This is a genomic window from Xanthomonas sp. F10 (assembly GCF_014206815.1).
GTDB classification, from domain to species: Bacteria; Pseudomonadota; Gammaproteobacteria; order Xanthomonadales; family Xanthomonadaceae; genus Xanthomonas_A; species Xanthomonas_A indica.
Map to the genome: position 1 here is coordinate 1,129,319 of NZ_JACHNP010000002.1, position 20,028 is coordinate 1,149,346.

The 20,028-nt window shown below is 69.4% G+C and carries 16 protein-coding genes; 7 read left to right on the forward strand and 9 right to left on the reverse strand.

Annotated features, from left to right (window positions below):
* Positions 1 to 55: 55 nt before the first annotated feature.
* Positions 56 to 325: a GlsB/YeaQ/YmgE family stress response membrane protein gene (locus FHR56_RS16155; protein ID WP_010344083.1), complete on the reverse strand. Its 270-nt coding sequence runs from the start codon at positions 323 to 325 to the stop codon at positions 56 to 58.
* Positions 326 to 572: 247 nt separating this feature from the next.
* Positions 573 to 2,063 (reverse strand): M20 family metallopeptidase, encoded by a 1,491-nt coding sequence (locus tag FHR56_RS16160; RefSeq protein WP_160945765.1) that lies wholly within the window; start codon positions 2,061 to 2,063, stop codon positions 573 to 575.
* 204 nt (positions 2,064 to 2,267) lie between these two features.
* Here FHR56_RS16160 and FHR56_RS16165 point away from each other — a divergent pair, with 204 nt between their 5' ends.
* The 3 genes from FHR56_RS16165 to FHR56_RS16175 all read left to right on the forward strand — a co-directional run bounded on the left by FHR56_RS16165 (position 2,268) and on the right by FHR56_RS16175 (position 4,265).
* On the forward strand, positions 2,268 to 2,600 hold the full coding sequence (locus FHR56_RS16165; protein WP_017909203.1) for a ComEA family DNA-binding protein: 333 nt from the start codon (positions 2,268 to 2,270) through the stop codon (positions 2,598 to 2,600).
* Between the two features lie 243 nt (positions 2,601 to 2,843).
* Positions 2,844 to 3,440, forward strand: coding sequence for a HutD family protein (locus tag FHR56_RS16170; RefSeq protein ID WP_237473047.1), 597 nt, complete (start codon positions 2,844 to 2,846; stop codon positions 3,438 to 3,440).
* Positions 3,441 to 3,536: 96 nt separating this feature from the next.
* Positions 3,537 to 4,265, forward strand: coding sequence for a response regulator transcription factor (locus FHR56_RS16175; protein ID WP_160945767.1), 729 nt, complete (start codon positions 3,537 to 3,539; stop codon positions 4,263 to 4,265).
* 182 nt (positions 4,266 to 4,447) lie between these two features.
* Here the strand turns inward: FHR56_RS16175 and FHR56_RS16180 are convergent, their stop codons facing one another.
* From FHR56_RS16180 to FHR56_RS16195, 4 genes are all read right to left on the reverse strand, one after another.
* Positions 4,448 to 5,368 carry an FAD:protein FMN transferase gene (locus FHR56_RS16180; RefSeq protein ID WP_184502692.1) on the reverse strand — a complete coding sequence of 307 codons (921 nt, stop codon included), beginning with the start codon at positions 5,366 to 5,368 and terminating at the stop codon, positions 4,448 to 4,450.
* Between the two features lie 169 nt (positions 5,369 to 5,537).
* Positions 5,538 to 6,230 carry a Fe2+-dependent dioxygenase gene (locus FHR56_RS16185; protein ID WP_160945768.1) on the reverse strand — a complete coding sequence of 231 codons (693 nt, stop codon included), beginning with the start codon at positions 6,228 to 6,230 and terminating at the stop codon, positions 5,538 to 5,540.
* A 63-nt stretch (positions 6,231 to 6,293) separates the two neighbouring features.
* A complete protein-coding gene (locus FHR56_RS16190) occupies positions 6,294 to 8,591 on the reverse strand; it encodes a catecholate siderophore receptor Fiu (protein WP_160945769.1) in 2,298 nt (765 codons plus the stop codon).
* 640 nt (positions 8,592 to 9,231) lie between these two features.
* A complete protein-coding gene (locus FHR56_RS16195) occupies positions 9,232 to 10,728 on the reverse strand; it encodes an aminotransferase class III-fold pyridoxal phosphate-dependent enzyme (RefSeq protein WP_160945770.1) in 1,497 nt (498 codons plus the stop codon).
* Positions 10,729 to 10,856: 128 nt separating this feature from the next.
* On the opposite strand from FHR56_RS16195, the gene FHR56_RS16200 reads away from it, so the two are divergent.
* The 3 genes from FHR56_RS16200 (at position 10,857) to FHR56_RS16210 (ending at position 14,641) form a co-directional block, all read left to right on the forward strand.
* On the forward strand, positions 10,857 to 11,288 hold the full coding sequence (locus tag FHR56_RS16200; protein WP_160945771.1) for an Lrp/AsnC family transcriptional regulator: 432 nt from the start codon (positions 10,857 to 10,859) through the stop codon (positions 11,286 to 11,288).
* Positions 11,289 to 11,426: 138 nt separating this feature from the next.
* On the forward strand, positions 11,427 to 12,476 hold the full coding sequence (gene queA, locus FHR56_RS16205; RefSeq protein WP_160945772.1) for a tRNA preQ1(34) S-adenosylmethionine ribosyltransferase-isomerase QueA: 1,050 nt from the start codon (positions 11,427 to 11,429) through the stop codon (positions 12,474 to 12,476).
* 317 nt (positions 12,477 to 12,793) lie between these two features.
* Positions 12,794 to 14,641, forward strand: coding sequence for a S8/S53 family peptidase (locus tag FHR56_RS16210; RefSeq protein ID WP_160945773.1), 1,848 nt, complete (start codon positions 12,794 to 12,796; stop codon positions 14,639 to 14,641).
* A 258-nt stretch (positions 14,642 to 14,899) separates the two neighbouring features.
* Here the strand turns inward: FHR56_RS16210 and FHR56_RS16215 are convergent, their stop codons facing one another.
* The gene (locus tag FHR56_RS16215) at positions 14,900 to 16,714 is read right to left on the reverse strand and encodes a DUF885 domain-containing protein (RefSeq protein WP_160945774.1); all 1,815 of its coding nucleotides are present in this window, start codon (positions 16,712 to 16,714) and stop codon (positions 14,900 to 14,902) included.
* A 294-nt stretch (positions 16,715 to 17,008) separates the two neighbouring features.
* On the opposite strand from FHR56_RS16215, the gene FHR56_RS16220 reads away from it, so the two are divergent.
* Entirely contained in the window at positions 17,009 to 17,836 is an 828-nt protein-coding gene (locus tag FHR56_RS16220; RefSeq protein ID WP_160945775.1) for a DUF4349 domain-containing protein, read from the forward strand.
* 373 nt (positions 17,837 to 18,209) lie between these two features.
* Here the strand turns inward: FHR56_RS16220 and FHR56_RS16225 are convergent, their stop codons facing one another.
* Both FHR56_RS16225 and FHR56_RS16230 read right to left on the reverse strand, forming a co-directional pair.
* Positions 18,210 to 18,503 (reverse strand): hypothetical protein, encoded by a 294-nt coding sequence (locus FHR56_RS16225; RefSeq protein ID WP_017909065.1) that lies wholly within the window; start codon positions 18,501 to 18,503, stop codon positions 18,210 to 18,212.
* 66 nt (positions 18,504 to 18,569) lie between these two features.
* Positions 18,570 to 20,003 carry a DUF2867 domain-containing protein gene (locus FHR56_RS16230; protein ID WP_184502668.1) on the reverse strand — a complete coding sequence of 478 codons (1,434 nt, stop codon included), beginning with the start codon at positions 20,001 to 20,003 and terminating at the stop codon, positions 18,570 to 18,572.
* Between the last annotated feature and the right edge of the window lie 25 nt (positions 20,004 to 20,028).

The following is a 20,028-nucleotide window of genomic DNA, read 5'->3' on the forward strand; positions in this document are numbered from 1 at the left end:
ACGAGCCGCACAGCGTAAACGGGCGCCGCCGCCGTGGCGAGCGGCGCCGCGTGCCTCAGCGTTTGCTGGAGAACAGCCGTAGCAATGCGAGCAGGGCGATGGCGCCGAGCAACGCACCGAGGAAGCCGGCCGGCTCGCCGCGGCTGTACCAGCCCATGTAGTGGCCGAACCAGCCGGCCAGCAACGCGCCGGCGATGCCCAGCAACACGGTGAACAGGCAGCCGGAGCGCCCGCTGCTGGGGCCGAGGAAACGCGCCAGCAGGCCGACCACGAAGCCCACCAGGATGATGTAGAGCCAGCTGTCGCTGCCGAACAGAGTGTGCATGGAGAGCGTTCCGGACGCGGAAGGGAATCAGCGCCGGATCGTGCCAGATCGACTGTGATGGCGTCGATGCTTGCGTGCGCCGCGCAGGCGGCACGCCCATGGAAGGCGGCCGCCTGCGCTGCGCGGATGACACTCTCGCAAGGCGCCGCGTCGGAGCCGACGCCTCTCCCACCGCAAACAGGGGGGCGGATCAGTCACTCATGAAACCGGCTTCGCCAATCCCGGCTCCCGACCCCCATCCCGGCCCTCAACAGCAGCCGTGCCCGCCATGCTGCTCGCCGCCGGCCACCGCCGCGCTGCCGGTGGTCTCGCCGCGCAGGCTGGCGGCGTGGTGGGCCGCAATCACCCGCGACACGCAGGCGGTGACCCGCTTGCCCATCGGGATGTGCAGGAACTCGTTGGGGCCGTGCGCATTGGAATGCGGACCGAGCACGCCGGTGATCATGAACTGCGCGCCGGGGAACTTCTCGCCGAGCATGCCCATGAACGGGATCGAGCCGCCTTCGCCCATGTACATCGCCGGCTTGCCGAAGGCTGCCTGCGAGGCCGATTCGATCGCGTCGGTCAGCCATGGCGACTGAGCCGGCGCGTTCCAGCCGGAGGAGGATTTCTCCAGCGCCAGCGACACCTCGGCGCCATACGGCGGGTCGCGCAGCAGCACCTCTTTCAGCAGTTCGCCGGCGCGCTTGCCGTCCAGCGTCGGCGGCAGGCGCAGCGACAGCTTCACCGCGGTCTCCGGGCGCAGCACGTTGCCGGCCGAGGCCAGCGGCGGCAGCCCGTCGGCGCCGGTCACCGACAGCGCCGGGCGCCAGGTGCGGTTGAGCACCAGCTCCGACAGGTCCTCGTGCATCGGCCGCATGCCGGGCAGGAACGGGAACTTGCTGTAGACCTCGTCGCCCAGCACCTCGGCGACCTTGCGCGCCTGCGCCAGCCGCTCCTCGGGAATCTCGGCGTACAGGCCCTCGACCTTGATCTTGCCGGTGGCCTCGTCCTCCAGCCGCGACAGCAGGTCGCGCAGCACGCGGAAGCTCGACGGCACCACGCCGGAGGCGTCGCCCGAATGCACGCCTTCGCTGAGCACCTTGACGCTGAAGTTGCCGCCGGCCAGGCCGCGCAGCGAGGTCGTGCACCACAGTTGCTCGTAGTTGCCGCAGCCCGAATCCAGGCACACCACCAGCGAGGGCTTGCCGATCCGCGCCGCCAGGTGGTCGACGTAGGCGGGCAGGTCGTAGCTGCCCGATTCCTCGCAGGCCTCGATCAGCACCACGCAGCGTGCGTGCGGGATGCCCTGGTCCTGCAGCGCCTGGATCGCCGCCAGCGAACCGAACAGCGCGTAGCCATCGTCCGCGCCGCCGCGGCCGTACAGGCGGTCGCCCTTGAGCACCGGGGTCCACGGGCCCAGATCGGCGTCCCAGCCGGACATTTCCGGCTGCTTGTCCAGGTGCCCGTACAGCAGCACGGTGTCCTCGCCGGTCGCCTCGCTGCTGGCCGGTACCTCCAGGTAGATCAACGGGGTGCGGCCTTCCAGTTGCACCACCTCTACCTGCAGGCCGGGGATCGCCTGCGCCCGCGCCCAGCGCTCCATCAGCGCCACCGCATCGGCCATGTAGCCGTGTGCGACCCAATCGGCGTCGAACATCGGCGATTTGTTGGGGATGCGGATGTAATCGACCAATTGCGGGACGATGTCGTCATCCCACTTTTCGCTCAGGAAACGGTCGATCTTGGCACTGTCCATGAAAAACTCCGAAGTGATTGCACACGTGTGCAGCCATTCTACGCCCCGCTGCCCGTGTAGGGTTTTTCCTACACAGCGACGCGCCGTTTACCTGCTGTTTGTGACGCGCTCCGACGATATGCTGTACCCATGTGGCGAGCGATGCTGACCACGCCGGCAGGAAAGGCCGGCGAAGTCCCCATCCAAGTCACAAGGAGCGTTGCCATGCAGTCTTTTATCGTGGTCCTGAAGTCGCTGGTCGTTGCCCTGATGCTGTCCGGTTCCGCGCTCGCCGCGGACAAGGTCAACATCAACTCCGCTGGAGCGGAGGAAATCGACCAGGTGTTGGTGAACGTGGGAGCCTCCAAGGCTCAGGCGATCGTCGACTACCGGCAGGCGCACGGACCTTTCAAGAGCGCCGAGGAACTGGCCCTGGTGAAAGGCATCGGACTCAAGACGGTCGAACGGAACCGCGACCGGATCGACGTGGGCGCCACGAAGGCACCCGCGCCGACAGCCGCCAAGCAGGCAGCTGCCAAGCCGGTGGAAAGGCGTTAAAGGGATTTGCAACGAAAGGATAGGGCCGGTGCTGGACGCGCGGCCGCAGCCTCACTGAGCAGGACGCGAAGGGGGAAGGCAGGAAGCCGACAGGGAGGTACATCGTCGCCCGGCGTTGCACAGTGACGTGCAGCCGGGCGATGTTTTTTTGGGGGGCATGGCGCGTCTTGCGTGGCCCCTGCCGGCTAGCCAGGGACAGGCGCCGATGCCGCGATCGTGCAGAATGTGCGGATGGACTGGTACATGCTGCCCGCGCGAGTGATTCCCGCCAACGCGTATCGCCGCGAACGCTGGCGCAATGGCCTGGGCTGGACCCGGGAGATCCTGCGCCTGCCGGCATCCGGCGACGACTGGCTGCTGCGCCTGTCCATCGCCGAGATCGAGCAGGATGCCGCGTTCTCCGCCTTCCCCGGGATCGACCGCGAACTGGTCATGCTGCGCGGAAACGGCGTGCGCCTGCGTTTCGACGATGGCGATGAGCAGGTGCTGCAGGACCCGTATGCGCGCCTGCGCTTCGCCGGCGAGCGGCCGCTGCGCGGCGAGTTGCTGGACGGGCCGACCCACGATTTCAACCTCATGTGGCGACGCGACCGGCTGCGCACGCAACTGCTGCACCGGCCGCTGGTCGGGCCGATGTTGTTCTTCGCCGAACCCGGTGTCGCCTGGGCCGTTCATCTTCTGGCAGGGCAAGCGCAGTTCGATGCGGCCAGCGGACTGCCGCCACTGGCGGCCGGCGACAGCGCCTGGTTGGCCGCCGATGCCAGGCGCCGCTTCGCTTTGAGCGGGGGTGGGGAGTTGCTGGCGATGCGCATCGAGGCCGCGCCGACGCCCACGGACTGAGCCTGCGCGACCCCGCGCGCGGGTCTTGCGGCGTCGGCGCCGACCGCGTCCAATGCGCGGGCGCGGCCATCCGGGCCGCACAGCGGAAGCCGACAGGTGCTCTCGGACAACAGGTGGTTGGCGAAAATCCTGGTAGCGGACGCGGACGCGGCCTTGCGCGACCGGATCCGCGATTACCTTGCCTGCTTCAACCTGCAGACGCACGACGCCGACAGCGCGCCGCACCTGCAGGCGCAATTGGCGGCCGGGCATTACGACGCGGTGGTCCTCGACGCCGGCCTCGACGGCGCCGAGGGCCTGCGCCTGTGCCGGCAACTGCGCGACCGCGGCGATATCGCCATCGTGATGATGGGCGACCGCGCCGAACCGGTGGACCGGGTGATCGGGCTGGATCTGGGCGCGGACGACTTCCTGGTGCGGCCGCCCGACCTGCGCGAACTGGTGGCGCGGCTCAACGCCGTGCTGCGCCGGGTGCGTGCGACGCAGCCGCCGCCGGCCGCACACGGCGGTTGGCAGGTCGATGCCGCGCGTCACCAGGCGGTGGCGCCGGACGGGCGGACGATCCCGCTGTCGCCGGGCGAACTGCGGCTGATGGCGGTGTTCCTCGAACAGCCGGGCGAGGTGCTCAGCCGCGAAGTGTTGCGGACGGCGCTGGGCGACGGCGAGGCCAGTGCAGTGGCGGGCAGCCGCGGCATCGATCTGCAGGTGTCGCGGTTGCGCCAGAAGCTCGGCGACGACCCGCTGGTGCCGCAATGGATCCGCACGGTGCGCGGCAAGGGCTATGTATTCGAACTGCAGCGCATGGGGCTGCCGGCCGCGCGCTGAGGGCGTGAGGGTGTGGCGGTGTGGCACTCCTGGCGTCGCCGCGGCCGAAGCAGAGCCCGCAGTCGTCACCGCAGCCTCCGCGGGTGGTGTCGCAGCGCGTCGTCCGGCACACGCCCGGTGCGTTGTATCGCGTGGTGACGGGTGTTCTTGGTGACCGCGTCGCGTGGAGCAGTGCGCTGCGCTCAGGCCTGCGCCAGCGCGGCGAAGGCGCTGCTGCGCCGTTCCTGCACGCCACCGTCCTGGCGCAGCAGAAAGCGCACCGCGAGGCCTTCGCGCTCGGCGCAGGCCAGGCCCGCCTCGGCACCCAGCACGCCGAGCGCGGTGGCCCAGGCATCGGCCCGCATGGCATCGGCGGCCGCCACGGTGACCGTGGCCAGCGTCGCCGCGATCGGCTGGCCGCTGCGTGGGTCCAGCAGGTGCCCGTAGCGCCGGCCGTCCTGTTCGAAGTGGTGCCAGCGGTCACCGGAGGTGGCCACCGCCAGGCCGTCGACCGCGAGCGTGCGCGGCGGCGCATCGCTGCGCACGCCGTCCTCCGGGGGCGTCTCCAGCAGCACCCGCCACGCCTGCCCATCCGGTTTGCGGCCATAGCCGTAGAGATCGCCGCCAACCTCGACCAGCGCGCTTTCCACGCCGCGTGCCTGCAGTGCCCGGACCGCCAGGTCGACGCCGTGGCCCTTGGCGATCGCCGACAGATCCAGGTGCAGTCCGGCCGGCTGGTGCCAGCGGCCTTGCGCGTCGACGCTCAGCCGGCGCCAGTCGCCCGCGGCGCGGGCCTGTCGCAGCGCCGTGGCGTCGGGCACGCGCCGATTCCCGGCGGCGGCGCCGAAGCCCCATAGGCCGAGCACGGTGCCGATCGTGGGATCGAAGGCGCCACCGCTGCGCTGCGCCACCTCCACCGCGCAGTGCAGCACGGTGTCCAGCGCGGCGGGCAAGGTGTGCCAGGTGCCGGCATCGGCGCGGTTGTAGCGGCTGAGGTCCGAATGCGCGTCCCAGGTGCTCATCTGCGCGACCACCAGATCGAGCTGCGCCTGGATCGCATCGCGCAGCGCATGCAGATCGTTGCCGTGGGGCGGCAGCAGCCTGGCGCTCCAGCGCGTGCCCATGCTGCTGCCGTGCAGCGTGGCGATGCCGGCGCTGGGGCGGGACGCGGTGTGCGAAGCTGGGTGACTCATATTTCGAATTGACGCGGGAATGCAGCGCCAGAGCGCACGCGTCTGGCGATGCGCGACCCTCTGCTGGCGATGTGTTCGGCGTTGCGGTCGCCGCGCGCGCTCATGTCTCCGACCAGCCGCGCAGCAGGTTGTGGTAGACGTTGGTCAGGCGCAGCAGCGCCGCCGCGTCCGCGCCGCTGGCGGTCAGCGCCTGGATCGCGGTGTCCAAGTCGAACAGGGTCTGCCGCCGGCTGGCGTCGCGCACCAGGCTCTGTACCCAGAAGAACGAGGCCAGGCGCGCGCCGCGGGTCACCGGCGCCACCCGGTGCAGGCTGCTGGACGGATACAGGATCAGATCGCCCGCAGGCAGCTTGACCTCGTGCTCGCCATAGGTGTCGTGGATCAGCAGCTCGCCGCCGTCGTACTCCTCCGGCGCGCTGAGGAACAGGGTGCAGGACAGATCGCTGCGCACGGTCAGCGCCGGCTGCGCGGCGGTGGCGGCCTGGGTCATCACCGCGCCATCGACGTGCAGGCCGTAGCTGCCGCCGCCGGTGTAGCGATTGAAGCGCGGTGGGATGGTGCGCAGCGGCAGCGCCGCGGCGAAGTACAGCGGGCTGCGCGCCAGGGCGCTCAGCACCGCCTGGCCGAGGTCCTGCTTCAGCGGCGAGGCATCGGCGAGTTGCTGGTTGCGCTTGACCTGCGCGCCCTGCGTGCCGACGGTCTCGCGGCCGTCCACCCAGTCGGCGGATTGCAGTGCCTGGCGAAACCGCGCGACCTCATCGGCCGTGAGGATGTCTGGAATGTGCAGCAGCATGGGGCGCTCCGGCGGTGGACGCCCAGGATAGGGCGTCCACCGCGCATTGGCAGGCGCGGTCGGTCAGAACCGGACCTCGGCGGTCAGCAGCACCGAGCGCGGCGCGCCGGGCGTGTAGCGGAAGCCGCTCTTGTTGATGGCGGCGACGTAGTCCTTGTCGAACAGGTTGTAGGCGTTCAGGCGCAGCGCCACGTGGTCGTTGACCGGGAAGCTCAGCACCGCGTCCCACACCGCGTACGACTTCACGAACGCCGGCGTGCCGACCGCGCCGTCGCGGCCGCGCTTCATCTCGCCGGAATAACGGACGCCGCCGCCGACGGTCAGTCCGAACGGCAGGGTGTAGGTGGTCCAGGCGGTGAACGCACTGTCCGGCGTGTAGGCCAGGTCCTGGCTGCCGTCCTGCGAGACGGTCGTGCCTTGCCGCACCCGCGCATCCAGCTTGGTGTAGCCGCTGGACAGCGACCAGCGCTCGGTCAGCTTGCCCACCGCCGACAGTTCGATGCCCTGCACGCGCTTCTCGCCGCTCTGGTAGTACAGCCCGTCGCTGCCCTGCACGATCTCGTTGTTCACGTCGGTGCGGAACAGCGCCAGCGTCGCGAACAGCGCGTCGTCGAGGAAGTTCCACTTCGTGCCGACCTCGGCAGTCCTGGCCTTCTGCGGGTCGAAGCGCGGATTGTTGGCGTTGTTGGCCGAGGCGCTCAGTTCCAGCGTGCTGCCGCCGGGCGGCTGCTGCGAGGTGGCGAAGTTCGCGTACACGCTCACGTCCTCGTTGGCCTTGTAGACCGCGCCGAGTTTCCAGCTGAACAACGTGTCGGCGATGTCGGTGTCCAGGCCGACCACGGTGGCGCAGGGCGCGGCGGTGGAGGTGGCGGACGTGCAGACCAGGCTGTCGAAGTCGGTCTTGTAGCGGTCGGCGCGCACGCCGGCGGTGACCAGGAAGCTGTCGCCGAACTTCAGCGTGTCGAAGGCGTAGGCCGAGTAGGTGGTGGTGGTGCCATGGCTGCGCGCGCCGTTGCGCGCCGTGCGCAGTGGCGTGGTGTTCCAGTCCGGCGCATACAGGTTGGCCGGATTGGCCGCCAGCCAGGTGGCCCGGTCCACGAGATTGTGCCCCCAGCTGCGCAATTCCTCGCGCGAGGCTTCCACGCCGGTGCTGAGGTTGTGCTGCACCGCGCCGGTGGCGAAGTCCACGCGCAGGTTCAACTGGTCGGCGAGCAGGGTGTACTGCTGGTCCTTGAAGGTCGGCAGGCTGCGCGCCACCGTCCAGGTCGCCGGATCGGCCGGATTCGGCGTGCGCAGGTTGGCGGCGTTGGGCATGAACGCGAACAGCAGGTAATCCTGTTCGTTGCGGCCCCAGCGCGCGGTGTTGGTCAGCTTGACCGTGTCGGACACGTCGTGCTCGATGCGGAAGGTCGCCATCTTCGCGGTCACGTCGTCGTGGTCGGCGCGCGTGCCGTAGAAATTGGCGCTGTCCACGCGTGCGGCGCCGCCGAGCCACGGCCGCGTGGGATCCGGCGAGCTGTAGCCGGGCAGGCCGATGGTCGGCACGCCGCCGTCGGGCACGTTGTCCTGCTTCACGTATAGCAGGTCGAGCAGGTAGCGCGTCTCGGTGCCCAGGCCGAACGCCAGCGACGAGGCCAGGCCCCAGCGCTTGTTGGCGACATGGTCGCGGCCGATGGCGTCGCTGTCCTGGCCCATCACGTTCACCCGCAGCGCACTGCTGGCGCCCAGGGCCTGGTTCCAGTCCGCGGTCGCACGGCGCTGGCCATGGTCGCCGCCGGACAGCGTGGCGCTGCTCGCGTTGTCCAGGTGCGCCTGCTTGCTCACCAGGTTGATCGCGCCGGTCGGCGCGCTACGCCCGTTGTCGGTGCCGGCCGGGCCTTTCTCGACCTCGATCTGCTCGATGTTGAAGACGTCGCGCGAGATCGAACCGAGGTCGCGCAGCCCGTCGACGAAGATGCTGCTGGAACTGTCGAAGCCGCGCATGTAGATCGCATCGCCGGTGCTGGTATTGCCGTTCTCGCCGACATAGAACGTGCCCACGCCGGGGCTGTTGCGCAGCGCTTCGGTGAGGGTGGTGGCGCCCTGTTCGTTGAACAGGTCCTTGCCGATGATGTTGAGGGTCTGCGGGGTGTCGATCAGCGGCTGGGTGAACTTCGGCGAATCCGGCGCTTCCACCAGGTAACGCTTGGCGCGCTGGGCCTGCACGTCGACCTGGTCCAGCGTCGTGGGCTGGTCGGCCGCCGCCGCGTGCGCGGAGGAGAGCAGGCTCAGCCCGCCGAGCAGCATGGCGGTGGTGAGGGTCGTCGGTGCCGCGGCCTGGCGGGTCACGGTGTGTTTGCGGCGCTTGATCGGAGAGGTCATGGGCGGTTCGGTTTGCAGGATGGATGACACCCGGCCGCGGACGCCGACCGTTCCTCACTAGGAGCGGGCGCGGCGCCAGGGTCGGGCGGCAGTGCGAAAGGGTGTCTGCCGCGAGTGCGATGCGGGCAGTGCGTTCATTTTCCATGCAAATGCGAATTGTTTGCAATCTCTTTGTCATTGAAGCTGGCCCGCCACGGCTCGGATGTCACGATTCTTCGGGAAGCGCGGTCCACCCGCCGAGGTGGCGCTCGGCGGCCCGATGACGGAGCGCCGAGGCGATGATGCGGGTGTGTGCGGGCGCAACTCGGGCGCCAACGACGCGAGCGCTGGATGCGTGGAAGTCCGAACGCAAGAGACCAGAGAGGTAGAGCGCCGGTGTCGGGTAGCCGATGTTTTCTGGAAACGGTGCGGCACCGGCCGCGCATTGCCGCTACGGACGTGTCCTACGTGTCCTACGTGTGCTTGGACGTGCGGCGAGCGGCGCGTCGTGCTCCGTCAGATCGCGTCCGCCAAGGTATCGTCAGCGCGGGCGAGCCTGAGGACAGGGCGGTGCATGCCCTCTGTGCAGTGGCGGCAAGCGCCTATGCGAATGGGATTGGCCGCGTGCGACGCCCGAGGGTGGCGCCGCACGCGGCAGACTTCAGGCTGCCGCGGCTTGGGCCACGCGCGGGCCTTCGCGCAGGGCGCGGCCGATCAGCCCGACAAGCAGGTCGAGCTCTTCGCTGTCCATCGCGAAGTGCGGGGTGAAACGCAGCGAGTTCTCGCCGCCGTGGATCACGTTCACGCCGTGCTGGCGCAGCCACTCCTCGGTGGAACCGGCGCCGTAGCACTTGTACTGCGGGGCCAGCGCACAGGAGAACAGCAGGCCCGTGCCCTGCACCTGAGTGATGGCGCCGCCGAGCTCGGCCTTGAGCTTCTCCAGCTTCTGCACCGCCTCGGCGCCGCGCTCGCGGATGTTGGCGCGCACCTGCGGGGTCAGCTGTGCCAGGGTCGCGGTGGCCACGTCCAGCGCGCGCGGGTTGCTGGTCATGGTGTTGCCGTAGGTGCCCTTGCGGTACACCTGCGCCGCGTGCTCGGTCACCGCCAGCACCGACAGCGGGTACTGCGCGGCGTTGAGCGCCTTCGAATAGGTTTCCAGGTCCGGCGGGTCGAGCTGCTCGAAGCCGGGATAGTCCACCACCGACAGCACGCCGTGCGCGCGCAGGCCGGCCTGGATCGAGTCCACCAGCAGCAGGCTGCCGTGGTGGCGGGTCAGCTCGCGCGCGGCGGCGTAGAACGCCGGCGGCAGGGCACGGCCGGGGTCGCCTTCGCCCATCACCGGCTCCAGGAATACCGCCTCGATGAACCAGCCGTGCTGCTCGGCCTCGGCGAAGGCGCGGCGCAGTGCCTCCACGTCGTAGGGCGCGATGGCGATCAGCGCATCGTCGCCGCGGTAGCTGGCCAGATGCTGTAGATAGGTCTTGCGGCTGGAGTCGGAGTACATGCCCGGCCGGTCGGTGCGGCCGTGGAAGCTGCCCTTGACCACCAGGCGCTTGATCTTGGCGCCGGCATGGCGCGCGCCCGGATCGGTCTGCAGCTTGGCGTTGATGTCGACGATGCGCGCGGCCAGGCCCACCGCTTCGGAGCCGGAGTTGAGGCACATGAAGCGGCTGTACGGACAGCCGCCGCGGCGGTGGCCGATCTCCGCGCGCAGCGCGCGCTCGAAGCGCAACTGCGACAGGTTGGGGGTCATCACGTTGGCCATCACCTGCGGCCGCGCCATCGCCTCCAGCACCGCGTCCGGCGTGTGGCCGAAGCCGAGCATGCCGTAGCCGCCGGCGTCGTACAGCACGGCGCCCTTCAGCGTGACCACCCACGGGCCGCGTGCGCTCAGCGCCACGTAGGGGGTCACCGCGTCGTCGGCGTAGAAATTGACGAAACCGGCCTGCAGATGGCGGATCTGCTCGGCTTCGTCCAGTTCCAGCAATTCGCCGAATTCGGCAGCGATGCGCGCGTAGTCTTGGCCCGCCGCCTCGATCGCCGCGTGCAGCGCCGGATGCGAGGCCGCCAGACGCTCGATGCTGGCATCGTCCAGGCCGTGGGTCAGGCGGTCGCCGGCGTGGGCACGGAGCGGGGCGAGGGGGCCGAGTACGGTCATGGGCGATCTCCTGAAGGCGGGCTGTCTGGTGACGATCCTGTCTATTATCGGGACAGGATCGTCGAATGGCAGCGTGAATCCGTGCAGGAATTGACGCAATTTCGTCGATTCGACGAAAATCCCTGGCCATGAAGATCACCGCCTCCGACGACGCCCTGCTGTCGCTGCTGCGCGAGGACGCGCGCGCCTCCACCGCCCAGATCGCCCGTCGCCTGGGCGTGTCGCGGACGACCGTGCAGAGCCGGATCGAGCGCCTGGAGCGCGAGGGCGTGATCTGCGGTTACACCGTGCGCACCCGCGACGACTACGAACAGGGCCATATCCGCGCGCACATCCTGATCACCGTGCTGCCGAAGAAGATGACCTCGGTGGTCAAGGCACTGCGCGAGATCGATGCGGTGCGCGTGCTGCATTCGGTCAGCGGCTCCTTCGACCTGATCGCGCTGGGCGTGGTGCCGGGCGTCCACGACATGGACGAACTGACCGACCGCATCGGTGCGCTGGATGGGGTGGAGCGCACGACCTCATCGATCATTCTGTCCACCAAGTTCGAGCGCTGAGAGGCCGGGATTCGGAATTAGGGCGTGGGGCTTCGCAAGAGCGCGATCCCGCTTCTGCTTCAACGAATCCCCAATCCCGAATCCCCAATCCCGGCGCCGCTACAATATTCGGCCCTGCTCTCGATCGTCCCCGGCGCCGTGAAAAAGTCCGATTTCCACTACGACCTGCCCGAAGACCTGATCGCGCAAGCGCCGCTGGCCGAGCGCTCGGCCAGTCGCCTGCTGCTGGTGCCACCGGCACCGGCGCCCTTCGCCGACCACCACGTGCGCGACCTGCCGGAGTTGCTGCGTGCCGGCGATCTGCTGATCTTCAACGACACGCGGGTGATTCCGGCACGGTTGTTCGGGCAGAAGAGCACCGGCGGGCGGGTCGAGATCCTGATCGAGCGGCTGCTCGGCGGCCAGCGCGCGCGGGCGCAACTGGGCGTGAGCAAGTCGCCCAAGGCCGGCGCACGCATCGCCCTGGACGCCGGCGGCGAGGCCGAGGTGCTGGGCCGCGACGGCGAGTTCTACCAGCTGCAGTTCCATGTGGATGGCGCGCTGGAGCACTGGCTGCAGCAGGCCGGACGGTTGCCGTTGCCGCCGTACATCCGCCGCGAGCCGGGCCTGGACGACCGCGAGCGCTACCAGACCGTGTTCGCGCGCGAGGCCGGCGCGGTCGCCGCGCCGACCGCCGGGCTGCATTTCGACGCGCCGCTGCTGCAGGCGCTGCAGGCGCGCGGGGTCGAGGTCGGGCATGTGACCCTGCATGTCGGCGCCGGCACCTTTCAGCCGGTGCGGGTGGAGGCGCTGGAACAGCATCAAATGCACCGCGAGTGGCTCAACGTCGGCGCCAGCCTGGTCGAACAGGTGCGGCGCACGCGCGCGGCCGGCGGGCGTGTGATCGCGGTCGGGACCACGGTGGTGCGCGCGCTGGAGAGCGCGTCCAAGGACGGCGAACTGCATCCGTTTGCCGGCGAGACGCAGATCTTCATCCTGCCCGGTTACCGCATCCGCAGCGTCGACGCGATGGTGACCAACTTCCATCTGCCCGAGAGCACGCTGCTGATGATGGTCTCGGCCTTCGCCGGCCGCGAGCGCATCTTCGCCGCCTACCGCCACGCCATCGCCCAGCGCTACCGCTTCTTCAGCTATGGCGATGCGATGCTGCTATGGAGCAGCGAGACGCCGGCCGACCGCGCTGCGTGATACGCCGTGTTGCCGCGCCCGCACACGAGCGGGCGCGGTGCGTCGTGTCGTGGGGTCAGGCGCGTCATGCAGCGTGCATGCGCGCACAATTGCGGCGTTGCATCGCGGCCTCGGTGCCCACTTCCTATCGGCTTGCCGGCGCTGCCGCGGCGATGCGACGAATGCACGGACTGTGATGCACAGCGTGCAGCGTCTGCCTGAGTAGACGATGACGCCCGTGCGGTAGGGGAGGTGCGTGCGCCCCTCGTCCTTGATGGATGGAACCCCTGTTCCGGTGTCCCGACGAGCGGGGCATCCCCCAGTCAAAGGATGAGTCCATGAAGAAGACATCGACCGAACTGCTGCTGGCTGCGTTGCTGGCGAGCCTGGCCGTCGCCTCCGCGCACGCGCAGCCGCAAGCGACGGGCGGCGGCAAGTTCCCGGCCAAGCGCACGTTGCAGGAGGCGACCCTGCCGCGCACCGACACCCAGGGGCGGCGCCTGTACGCGATCGACCTCAATCCGTTCGTGCTGCAGGAGACCACGCGGCTGTACGCCAAGTCCCGTCCTTCGGACTACCGCACCCTTGATCCGGCGATCCGTGCGCACGAGAACAGCACCGGCATGGTCCACTTCGCCGACCAGATCGCGCAGCTGCCGGGGGTGAAGATCGAGCGGGTGCTGTCCACGGTGTCCAGCACCGTCTATGCCTGGATGCCCGAACGCACTGCGGCGCAACTGCTCAAGGCCGACTGGGTGGTGTCGGTGCGCGGGGTCGAGGCGGCGCACGCCACGTTCTCCGCCGCGGGCGACATCGTCAATGGCGGCGAGATCACCTCGTGGGCGCTGCCGTATACGCAGACCAACGATGGATTCACCACCTCCAATCCCGCCTATCTGCTGGATGCGGTGCTGGACAATCCGCCACATTCCGAACTCAACGTGGTGTATCGACAGGACTTCCCGACGCTGTCGCCCAACCCCCTGCACAGCACCGCGACGGCTGGCCTGATCGGTGCCAGGCAGAACGGGCAGCTGGTGCGCGGCGTCAATCCTGGTCAGCCGATCAAGGCGTTCGGCCTTGCCGATCTGAACGAAAGCACGGTGGCCACGGCGCTGGACGCGGCAGTGCGCTACGCCGAAGCGTCGGGCGAATTCGCCGTCCTGAACATGTCGTTCAATCAGAGTCCGGGCGGGACGTACAACCCGTTCAACGCCGGCAATCGTTGGGGCCGTCGGATGCGCGCGGCGAGCAATCGCTTCTTCATCACCCAGTCGGCGGGCAATGCCTACACCGTCGGGCTCTCGCCGCAGGAGCAGGACGCGTGCAAGGTGGCGTTCGGCTACATCGATCCGCAGACCCAGCAGGGAGCCGCACGCGACATGGACGGCATCGTCGTGGTCGGCGGCTTGCAGCGCGACGGCTCGCGCTTCGGCGGCGCCCAGAACAGCGATCGCTGGGGTGGCTACGCCAAGGGATCGACGGTCGGGCCCTGCATCGAGGCCTGGGCGCCGGCGCACGAGATCACCAACCTCATTTACGACGGCGGCACCGAAGCGGTCTCAGGCACCTCGTTCGCCGCGCCGATCGTCGCCGCGATCGCTTCGCGCTACGGCAACACCCAGACCCGGCCGATCGAGCGCGAGGCCTACATCAAGGCCGGCCTGAGCAACACCGGCTACAGCGAGGCGGGCCTGCCGCTGCGCAAGGTGCAGTACGTGGCGCCGTCCTCGCTCAACCTGATCAAGCGCCTGCCGATCGTCGGTGCGACCTCGCCGACCAATTCGGACAACCTGGCCTCGCTGTACGACGGCCGCTTCTTCAGCGACACCGATTACTGGAACGCGCGCACCAACTGGGGCAGCGTCACCGTGAACCTGGGGCAGACGCGCAAGGTCACCGGCGTGCGCATCACCGTGCGCACCGCGGCCAGCGAGACCGCGGGCGCGCCGCAGCCGATCGACTTCGCCGTCTCCGCCGGCCGGCATGGCGCGGTGTTCGGCGGCAGCACCAATCCCGGGCCGGTGTACTTCGACAACCCGCAGTACTACACCGAGCCCGACCAGTCCGACGTGGCACCGGTGTACATCGCCTTGAATGGCAGCAGCGCCCAGTACCTGAAGATCGAGGCGAACAACCTGTACTCGTGGTTGGCGTACTCGGAAATCGAGGTCTACGGCGAGTGAGCAGTGCCGGCGCCGCCGCTGAATGCGGCGGCGTCGGGCAACGCCTTTGCGCTGCTGCCTCCGCCTCGGGTTGACGCGGTCGCGGTGTACCGCAGCGCGATGGCCGCTGCGCGCATGCACGACAACCGCAGTCACACACACTCCCGGCTTCGCCGCTTTTCGCCGGCTTCGGCAGCCCCCTCACTCGAGGGGGCTCTTCTCCAGCTGCCTCAGCGACCGGGACGTTGCCAATCCCAAATCCCGACTCCCCAATCCCGATTACTTGATCGGCTCGTCCAGCATCAATTCGCGCACGAACCGCACCGGCGGCGCGCCGTAGGACAGCACCTGGTCGTGGTAGGCCTTGAGGTTGAACTTGGCGCCGAGCTTGTCCTGCATCGCCTTGCGCAGGTCCAGGTGCTCCTGCACGCCGACGAAGTAGGTCGGCAGCTGCGCCGAGGTCAGCTGTGCGCGCACCCACTTGCCCTCGGCCTCGCTCTGCTGCTGGAAGGTGTCGTGGACCATCAGGTGCAGCGCCTGTTCCTTGCTCCAGCCGTCCACGTGCACGCCCTGGTCGAGCAGCGCGTTGGCGATGCTGCGCAGGTAGAACTTCAGCTGCACCAGGTGGAACAGGGGATCGTTGTCCAGGTAGCCCTGCTCCTGCATCATCCGCTCGGTGTACACCGCCCAGCCCTCGGCGAACACGCCCGAACGCAGCACGCCGCGCAGCGTGGACGGGAACTTGGCCGAGTGCCAGCCTTCCACGTAATGCCCGGGCACGCCCTCGTGGATGCTCAGCAGGTGGATCATGCGGCTGTTGTATTCGCGCAGGAACGAGTCGGCCTGCTGCGCGGTCCAGTCGTCGGGAATCGGCGACACTGCGTAGAAGGTCTTCAGGTTCTTGTCCAGCGGGCCGGGCGAATCGCAGTACGCCACCGCCACGCCGCGTTGGAATTCGGGCATCAGGATGATGTCCACCGGCGCGTCGGGCAGGGTCACCAGGTCCTTCTTGCGCACGAAGTCGGTGGCGTCGGCCAGCGAGGCCTTGGCGGCCTCGACCACCTTGTCGCGCGCGGGATGCTGCGCGTAGGCCAGCTCCAGCGCCGCCTCGATCGCCTTCTGCTGCTGTTCGTCGCTGGGCGCATCGACCAGGGCCGGCGCGCCGGGCTTGTCCTTGAGCACGGTGCGGGCGATGCCGTACATGTCCTGGCGCACGCGCTTGAGTTCGGCCTCGGCGCGCTGCTTGATGTCGGCGCGCGACAGCGAGGAGTTGAGCGCGAACTTCAGCTTCTGGTCGTACTTCTCCGCGCCGAGGCGGAAGTCGCCCTTGGCGTTGGGCACCAGGGTCTGGTCCAGCCAGGTCTGCTGCTCGGCCACGGCCTTCTTCAGGCCCTCGATCGCGGCCTGCAGGCGCTGCGCGTCGGCCTGCGGCAGTTCCTGGATATGCGGGACGATGAAACTGTCGACGATGCTGAGGATGCCGCGGTTCTGCTTGGCCACAGTCTTGGCGCTGATCTCCGACACGCGCGCCGGGTCCAGGTTGGCGCGCGCCTGCGCGAACAGCGCCGGGATCTTCTCCATGCGCGCGGTGGCCGACTTCAGCCGCTCCGGCAGCGGCGCGAACTCGCGCGCCATCAGCCCATAGATCGCGCCGCCGGCCAGGCCGTTGTAGACCTGCGGATCGGTCGCCCAGCCCTGCGCTACCTCGCTGTTCCAGATGTCGGACTGCAGTTGGTTGCGCAGGATCGCCGCGTCCACCTGGTTCTCGCGCGAGAGCTTGGCGACGTCGAGCTTGTCCAGTTCGGCCAGCAACTGCTTGCTCGCGTCCAGGCTCTTCTGCCGGCCCGCGGCGCTGAGGTCGTCCAGGTCGCTGTCGTAGCGGTGGTCGCCGGTCTGGGTGGCGCCGACCGGGGACAACTGCATCCAGGTGTCGACGGCGCGCTTGGACAGCGCAGCGAAGCTGGCGTCGGCGGCTGCATCGGTGGCGGCCGCGGCCTGGCCGGGGGCGGCGTTGCTGGCGGCGGGCGCGTCGGCGGGTTTCTGGCAGCCGGCGAGGGCGGCGAGCAGGGCGGCGGCGAGCAGGTGCTTGCGCATCGGGGTTCCTGGAGTGGGTCGATCCACCAGGGTAGCCCCGCCACGGCTGCCGGCGCCCCTGCCATTGGATTACCCTGGGCCCTTTCGCCATTCAGGAGCACAGGAATGCAGGACAAGGGACGTTGCCATGAAGGTCGTGTCGTGTGCGGTCGCGCGTTCGATCCGGAGGCCGCCGCGACGGCTGGGGGCGCGGGCGATGCCGCAGCAGGGCGCGCCGCGCTCGCAGGCGCTCGCCCCGGTCTGCTGCCTGCGCGTCGTGGCTGGCGTCGCTGGGGCGCTTCCCTGGCACTGATGATGTCGATCGCTGCCTGCAGCCGCGACGGCGAGAGCGCGCGGTTGCCGGCCGCCGACCTCTACGCCGCCGATGCCGCCGGGAGTGCTGCGACGGCCGCCGAAGCCGCGGCGCAGGCGGCAGACGCGTCGTTTGCCGCAGGCGCGCCTGGCGAAGAGCATCGTGCCATGGCCACGCTGGCCTACGAGCACGAGGTCAGCGTCGCGCTGCCGGCAGCGCAGATTCCGGCCCGACTCAAGCAGTTGCAGGACGGCTGCCTGAAATCCAGTTTCGGCGCCTGCACGGTGTTGCAGGTCGAGCAACGCGGTGGCGAGCGGCCGCGTGGCGAACTCAGCGTGCGGATCGCGCCCAGCGGGGTCGAGCCGTTGATCGCGCAGGCGGGCCAGGACGGCCAGATCGAGAGCCGCACGACCCATGCCGAGGATCTGGCGCAGGCGGCGCAGGACAACGATGCGCAGCGCCAGCGCCTGCAGGCCGAGCAGCGACGCCTGCAGGAGTTCCAGCAGCGCCGCGATCTCAGCGTGGCCGACATGATCGCGCTGTCGGAGAAGCTGGCCGCGGTGGAGACGCAATTGCTCGCCACCAGCCAGGAAGCCGCACAGCAGCGCCGGCGCCTGGATACGCAGCGGGTGACATTGACGTTTACCGCACCGACCGCCGAGCGGAGCCGCAGCGACATCGGTGATGCGCTGCGCGACAGCGGCGAAATCTTCGCCGGATCGATCGCCTGGGCGATTCGCGCGGTGGTCGGCCTGGCGCCGTTCGTGCTGCTCGGCTATGCGCTGTGGCGGCTGATCGCCTGGCGCCGACGTCGGCGTCGTTCCGCCTAGCGGAGGAAGCTGTTCCCGTCCGACGGGATCGGACGGGAACGGATGGAGATGATGCGCGAGCAGCGGTGCTGCCACGCGTTGCCGACGAAACAGTGGCACGTCGTCCAGCAGTCGTGGACGACGAGGGGTTGTGGGTCGCGGCTGAAGCCGCTCCTACGGTTCTTCTCGTCTGACACTCACGCTTGAGCAAAAGCAAAACGACTCCTGCCGGGGCTCGCGATGCATTGGCTGGGTGCACTGTGGGAGGGACTTCAGTCCCGACGCCTTGAAGTGGGATACCTGAGGCACGGCTGGCGCCGCTGGAAAGCAAGGATGCTGGCCATGGGCATGCCAGGACGCTGCGCCAGACGGCGCAACGCCCCAGACGCAGACCTCAGCCTTCGTCCTGTTCGAACTCCACGACCACGTCCAGCTCGAACGCCAGCGCTTCCACCGCCTCGCGCACCTTCTGCGCGGTGGCGGCATTGCCGGCCTCCACTTCCACTTCGTGGGTGCCGGGTCCCTGGTCGTCGGGCAGGCCGGCGGAGCTGGAATCGTCGTCGTCCATGTGCGGCATCAGGTCGTCGATCTCCTCGACGTGTTCGATGCCGTCCAGGCTCGACAGCAGGTTGATGATGGCGCGGGCGTCGTCCTCGCTGCCGGTGATGCGGATGCGGAGCTGGGGCATGTGCCTTCCTCTTAGGGGGAAGGCGCAGGCTAGGCAGGCATCGGCTAAGGCGGGGTGATGATGCGCTCAGCGCAGCGGCACGACCGCGTCCGGCCCGGCGTGCTCGGCTACCGGCAGCAGCAGCGCCTCGGCAGCCGCGCGCAGCAGCGCCGGGGCGATGTAGCGGCGGTGTACGGCAGCGATCAGCGCCATGTACAGGTGCCCGAAGCGGTTGCGGCACGTCACCCGCGTTTCCAGGCTCAACTCGGCCCTGCCGTCGTCGCGCAGCGCCACGCCGACGCAACTGCGGAACACCAGGTGGCGGTCGTCGGCGCCGAGCAGCACCTGCACGCGCTGCGCCTGCGCGGTGGAGGCCTGCGCCAGCACCGGAAAGCGGCCGGCGAACACCTGATCGCGCTGCGGCGACAGCAGCGAGGACACCGGGCAGCCCAGCGGCGAGGTGCGCAGCCGCAACGGTGCGACCAGCACGTTGCGCAGGCGCATCAGCCAGGTCACGCCACGCGGCGGGTGCTGCAGGAAGCCATCCAGCAACGCCGCCATCAGCGCGTGCGCGCCAAGCGGTCGCAGCGCCTGCGCCGGCACCGTCAGCCGCACGCTGTCCTGGTGGTGATGCGCGGGCAGCTGCGGTTCGAGCAGCGAGGCGGGCAGCAACTGTGGCGTCACCCGTGCCCGCGGCAGGCGCGGCGCCAGTGCCGCGAAGCCCGCCGGATGCCGCCAGGCACCCAGCCGCTGCCGCACACGTCCGCTGAGCGCACGCAGGCCCGCGCACCAGGCCAGGCGCCGGCTGCCCGGGGAGGCGACCAGCGACAGCTGCACCGTCGGCACGGATAGCGCCTGCGCCTGCGGCGAGGCCAGCAGCGCGGTGACCGCGGGCGGCAGCAGTTCGGTGAGGGTGGCGATGTCGGCGGTGCCCGCCAGCACCTGCGCGCGCACGTCCTCGGCCAGCGTGCCGCCGGCTTCGTCGCTGTGGCAGGACAGGGCGAAGAACGCCGGATGCCCGGACTGCGCGCGCAGCGGCGCGAACTGGTGCCAGGTGCCGCCGCCGAAGCGCACGCTGAACAGGCAATCGGCGGGCAGTTCGACGTGCCGCAGCGCGTCGAGGAAATGCTGCGGATCCTGCGCCAGTTGCGCCGGCGAGGCGGTGCTGAAACGCAGCAGCGCGCCGCCGCTGCCGGTGATCGCGGTGAACATGCGATGCCCGGCATGGCAATGGAAGGGATGACCGCCGCTGCCGACCGCGAACGAGTACAGCGCGGTCGACTCGCCGTTTTTGAAATCGGTGCCGGCCAGGCGCGCCGAGGGTTCGTCCAGCGCGTCGCGGAACTGCGGATGCGCGCGCTGGCGCAGGCAGGCCTGGGCGATCAGCGGATCGCCGGCACCGACCCCTAGCTGGGCGATCAGGATGACCTCCACCGGCAGGCCGCCGCTGTAGGAGGGCAGGCGCACCGAGGGAAATCCGGTTTGCGCGGCGGCGTGTTCGCTGAGCGGTGCGGCGGTCATCGGCGGACTCCTGTTGCCGGGGCGG

Coding starts and splice junctions, on each gene's coding strand:
- FHR56_RS16155 (WP_010344083.1), bottom strand. CDS start 325: ATGCACACTCTGTTCGGCAGCGACAGCTGGCTCTACATCATCCTGGTG.
- FHR56_RS16160 (WP_160945765.1), bottom strand. CDS start 2,063: ATGGACAGTGCCAAGATCGACCGTTTCCTGAGCGAAAAGTGGGATGAC.
- FHR56_RS16165 (WP_017909203.1), top strand. CDS start 2,268: ATGCAGTCTTTTATCGTGGTCCTGAAGTCGCTGGTCGTTGCCCTGATG.
- FHR56_RS16170 (WP_237473047.1), top strand. CDS start 2,844: ATGCTGCCCGCGCGAGTGATTCCCGCCAACGCGTATCGCCGCGAACGC.
- FHR56_RS16180 (WP_184502692.1), bottom strand. CDS start 5,368: ATGGGCACGCGCTGGAGCGCCAGGCTGCTGCCGCCCCACGGCAACGAT.
- FHR56_RS16185 (WP_160945768.1), bottom strand. CDS start 6,230: ATGCTGCTGCACATTCCAGACATCCTCACGGCCGATGAGGTCGCGCGG.
- FHR56_RS16190 (WP_160945769.1), bottom strand. CDS start 8,591: ATGACCTCTCCGATCAAGCGCCGCAAACACACCGTGACCCGCCAGGCC.
- FHR56_RS16195 (WP_160945770.1), bottom strand. CDS start 10,728: ATGACCGTACTCGGCCCCCTCGCCCCGCTCCGTGCCCACGCCGGCGAC.
- FHR56_RS16200 (WP_160945771.1), top strand. CDS start 10,857: ATGAAGATCACCGCCTCCGACGACGCCCTGCTGTCGCTGCTGCGCGAG.
- FHR56_RS16210 (WP_160945773.1), top strand. CDS start 12,794: ATGAAGAAGACATCGACCGAACTGCTGCTGGCTGCGTTGCTGGCGAGC.
- FHR56_RS16215 (WP_160945774.1), bottom strand. CDS start 16,714: ATGCGCAAGCACCTGCTCGCCGCCGCCCTGCTCGCCGCCCTCGCCGGC.
- FHR56_RS16220 (WP_160945775.1), top strand. CDS start 17,009: ATGTCGATCGCTGCCTGCAGCCGCGACGGCGAGAGCGCGCGGTTGCCG.
- FHR56_RS16225 (WP_017909065.1), bottom strand. CDS start 18,503: ATGCCCCAGCTCCGCATCCGCATCACCGGCAGCGAGGACGACGCCCGC.
- FHR56_RS16230 (WP_184502668.1), bottom strand. CDS start 20,003: ATGACCGCCGCACCGCTCAGCGAACACGCCGCCGCGCAAACCGGATTT.